Below are 4,329 nucleotides of genomic sequence, written 5' to 3' on the forward strand. Positions count from 1 at the left end.
GCGATTGCCGGAAAATGGCATACCAGATTGCGCCGGGTGAACTGCGAAGCAGTGAACGGCTTGGGCAGGAAGCCCAAGACCGGTGCCCAAGCAAAGCAGGGACAGCGCAGCGCCGGGATCGTTCGTCATCAAGGCGCGACATCAGGCGCATCGTCGAACGATGGAACGGTTGTCGCAACACAGAGGACGGACGAAAAGACAAGCAGGATGGTATGTCATTTGACAGAAATCGCCTGAGCCGTAGAGGGGGAGACAGGCCGCTGGCGATCGCCGCGTCGCGGTAGGGATGCACTATGCGAGGGATCGGCAAACTCGTCGGGGGACTCCTCGGCTTCGTCTTTTCGGGTTTCTTCGGCGCCCTCGTGGGGATCTTCGCGGGCCACATGGTCGATCGCTGGCGCGAGCGTGCGCCGCTCGACGCGACGCTGGCGCAACGGATCCAGGGGGCCTTCTTCCGAGCCACGTTCATGGCCATGGGCCACGTGTGCAAGTCCGACGGGCGGGTGACCCGCGCGGAGATCGATGCCGCCGAGCGCATCATGGAACGGATGGCCCTCACGCCCGAGCAACGACGCGAGGCCATCGCGTATTTCAACGCCGCAAAGCAACGGGAGTTCGATCTGGATGCGGTACTGGACGAGTTTCGGCTGTTGTGCCGCTGGCAGCCTAATCTCTTCCGGTTCTTCTTCGAGGTCCAGCTGCAGGCCGCCCTGGCTGACGGAAGGGTCGAGCCGGCCGAGCGCGAGACGCTGCTCGGCATCGCCCGCCGCCTGGGGCTTTCCAGACGGGACTATGTCCGCATCGAGTCCCTGTTACGGGGAGGGCAGCACCAGCGTGCCGCGGCCGGTTCCCGCGAGCGATCGCTGTCGGCCTCCTACGAGATCCTCGGCGTGCCTTCCAGTGCGACAGACAACGAGGTCAAGCGGGCCTACCGGCGTCTGATGAGCCAGCATCACCCCGACAAGCTTGCTTCCAAAGGTTTGCCGGAGGAGATGATGAAACTCGCCAAGGAAAAGACACAGGAGATCCGCTCGGCCTATGACGCGATCCGCTCGGCGCGCGGTCTGAAGTGAATCGACGGCGTCCCGTGTCTTGCTGCGTCACCCTAGCTTCAGGAGTCCTCGACTCGACATCGCGATGGTGCCTCGGAGTGTAGCCGTTCGCGCGGAGGTCGGGATGACTCCGGCGCATGGCGGGTATGGAGACGTGTTCCGCTCGAGTCGGCGGAAAGCGGTGCGGTGTGAGGCGCAGAGAAAGAAGCGCCCGTCGATGACGGGCGCCAGTGTTCTCCCGGAGGAGGGGGAGAGAGAAAAACGATAAGGGGGCCTTCCCTGGCCGGTATCACTCCGTTTGTCGCCTGCGGCCGATTCCTCCGCCGCGCCCCTCTTGAACTTTTAAAAAAAGCGTTCTCACACAAATCGGCCGATGCTGTGCAGGAACGCCGTTATCCAGGTGGGGCCATCTCCGGCCCCGGACGAGTTGCAGGAGTCCTCTCAACGTCGATCCCGCTGCCGGAATCTCTGTTACCCTCTACCGATGCAGACAGCGTGCCATGTTGGCGGGTATGCAGGTAATCGGCGGGTTCGCTCCGATTACGGCATACCGCAGGGCCGGTTTGGGCGCATTATTCTGGTGCGCTATGCGAGCTTCTGGTGCAGAACGGTGCCGACTCCCCATCCCCGCCACCTGCCCGCATAACCTGGGTCGATGTTTGTGTCCCTCGATCGAAGTGGGACGTCGACGGCACATTGATTGCATCGTCGTCGATTGAAATATCTATCGCATTGATCTATGAATGTCTCCATGCCACCGGAATCTGACTCGCAAGCGGCGCACTGGGACCATTACGATCCCGGTGAATTCTACGATGAACTCATCAGCACGCCGGGACACGCGCGTCAGGTCGCGCGCCGGCTCGTGGCCTATCTTCGGTCGCAGTCGGATGACGAGATCCGCGAGCGGCGGCTCGCCGCCGATCTGGCTATCCGGGAGATGGGGGTTTCCTTCACCGTCTACAGCGAGGGTTCCAACATCGATCGGGCCTGGCCTTTCGACATCATCCCGCGCACGATCCCGTTACGGGAGTGGGAGCGGGTCGCCGAGGGGCTGAAGCAACGCGTCAAGGCGCTGAATCTATTCATCGACGACGTCTACAACGCCGGCCGGATCCTCAAGGATGAGGTCATTCCGAAAGACCTCATCCTCGGTTCGGCAAACTATCGCAAGGCGTGTTGCGGCGTGAAACCCAAGTACGGGGTATGGGCGCACATCTGCGGCAGCGACATGGTCCGCGACGCCGACGGGAAGTTCTACGTTCTGGAAGACAATCTGCGGATCCCGTCCGGCGTCTCGTACATGATCGAGAATCGGCAGGTGACCAAGCGGGTCCTGCCCGAACTGTTCGAACACTACAGCATCCTGCCCGTCGACAACTATCCCACGCAGTTGTTCGAGATGCTGTCTTCCATCTCCCCACGATCGCTCAGAAAGCCGCAGATCGTCGTGTTGACGCCGGGGATCTACAACTCGGCGTATTTCGAGCACTCGTTTCTGGCGTGCGAGATGGGCGCCGAGCTGGTCGAGGGGAGCGACCTGTTCGTGGATGCGGACGATTGCCTTTATATGCGCACTATCGACGGGCTGGAACGGGTCGACGTGGTTTATCGTCGCGTAGACGACCTGTTTCTCGATCCCGAGGTGTTCAGGAAGGATTCGAAGCTGGGTGTGCCGGGGATCCTCCGCGCCTGGCGGGCGGGTAATGTCGGTGTGGCCAATGCGCCGGGGGCAGGTGTGGCGGATGACAAGGTGGTTTACGCCTATGTGCCCAAGATGATCCGCTATTACCTCGACGAGGACCCGATCATTCCGAACGTGCCGACCTATCTCTGTTCCGACGAGAAGGAGCGGGACTACGTCCTGAACCACCTGGAGGAACTGGTCGTCAAACCCGCCAACGAGTCGGGAGGCTATGGCATCCTCGTCGGTCCTCAATCGACCCAGGCTCAGCGCGACGAGACGGCCGCCCGCATCAAGAAGGACCCGCGCAACTGGATCGCGCAGCCGACCCTGGCGCTGTCCACCGCCCCGACCCTCGACGGTTCCTCGATTGCTCCCCGACACCTGGACCTGCGGCCATTTATTCTTCAGGGCAAGACCACCGAGGTGACCGCGGGTGGGCTCACGCGTGTGGCATTGAAGGCAGGGTCCCTGGTGGTCAATTCATCCCAAGGTGGAGGCAGCAAGGACACCTGGGTGCTGGATACCGGGCAATGACCATGCTCTCCCGGGTGGCGGAGCGCCTGTTCTGGGCGGCGCGATACCTCGAAAGGGCAGAGGATTCCGCCCGTCTGATCAACAGCTACTTCCACGTGGTCCTCGACCTGCCGATCGGCGCCGCCCTGGGATGGGACGTGCTGCTGAAGATCACCGCGAACGAGGAGCAGTTCGGGCTGCGCTACAACAAGCCGATCGAGCGCAACGTCGTCAAGTGCCTCATCGCCGATGACGACAATCCGGCCTCGATCCTGTCGTCCGTGCGCGAGTTGCGGGAGAACGTTCGAACCACCCGCGATGTGATCCCGGCGGATGTCTGGGAACTGGTGAACGAGCTGCATCACCGAGTGCAGGACGAGGCGGTGAACTCGGTCGCCCGCCGCGCGCGTTACGGCTTTCTTACAGACGTGGTCGAGTCGTGTCAGCGGATCAACGGGGCGCTGGAGGGAACCCTGAGCCGTGATGAGGGCTACTATCTGCTGCAGATCGGTCGCAACCTGGAACGGGCCGACATGTGCACGCGCATCCTGGACGTCGCCGCCGGGATCCTGCTGGAGAGGAGCGCGGAAATCTCTCCCTGCGATTCGCTGCTCTGGGCCAATATCCTCAAGACCCTGGGGGCGCGGACGGCATACCGGCGCAGGGTCGGTCCCACGATTCAGGCCGACGACGTGATTTCGCTCATACTTGGTGACGAGGCCTTTCCGCGTTCCGTGTTGCATTGCCTGGAGCGGATCCGGCTATCGGCCAGGCGCCTGCCGAGACCGCGACGGGTCATCCTCGCTGCGGCGGCGACCCAGCGCAATCTCCTGGGTCTCAAGATCGAGGCTGCCAAGGCCAAAAGGCTCCACAGCTATCTCGACGAGTTGCAGCAGGAACTCATCCAGATTCAGGATCGGGTCACGAAAACCTGGTTCTAGGAGCCTGTCGGACTTAGGCGATCGTAGCGAGCATGGTGGGAGAACGAGACAAAAAGTTTACGATTTCGAGGCGCATAGTGGGCCTACGCAACGAGAAATCGGGGATTTTTTGGCCGCTCTCCCATCAGCGCAGTAG

Annotated in this window: 4 protein-coding genes; all 4 read left to right on the forward strand. The window is 62.1% G+C overall.

What is annotated here, in order from left to right:
* On the forward strand, positions 1–237 hold a 237-nt coding region (locus tag LJE91_12530; GenBank protein ID MCG6869512.1), incomplete at its 5' end, for a hypothetical protein.
* Positions 238–293: 56 nt separating this feature from the next.
* Complete coding sequence (djlA, locus tag LJE91_12535) at positions 294–1,073, forward strand: co-chaperone DjlA (GenBank protein MCG6869513.1); 780 nt, start codon at positions 294–296, stop codon at positions 1,071–1,073.
* A 730-nt stretch (positions 1,074–1,803) separates the two neighbouring features.
* Entirely contained in the window at positions 1,804–3,273 is a 1,470-nt protein-coding gene (locus tag LJE91_12540; GenBank protein MCG6869514.1) for a circularly permuted type 2 ATP-grasp protein, read from the forward strand.
* On the forward strand, positions 3,270–4,193 hold the full coding sequence (locus LJE91_12545; GenBank protein MCG6869515.1) for an alpha-E domain-containing protein: 924 nt from the start codon (positions 3,270–3,272) through the stop codon (positions 4,191–4,193). Before LJE91_12540 ends, LJE91_12545 begins: the two co-directional genes overlap by 4 nt.
* Positions 4,194–4,329: the final 136 nt, after the last annotated feature.

Source organism: Gammaproteobacteria bacterium (assembly GCA_022340215.1).
In the GTDB taxonomy this organism is placed as follows: domain Bacteria; phylum Pseudomonadota; class Gammaproteobacteria; order JAJDOJ01; family JAJDOJ01; genus JAJDOJ01.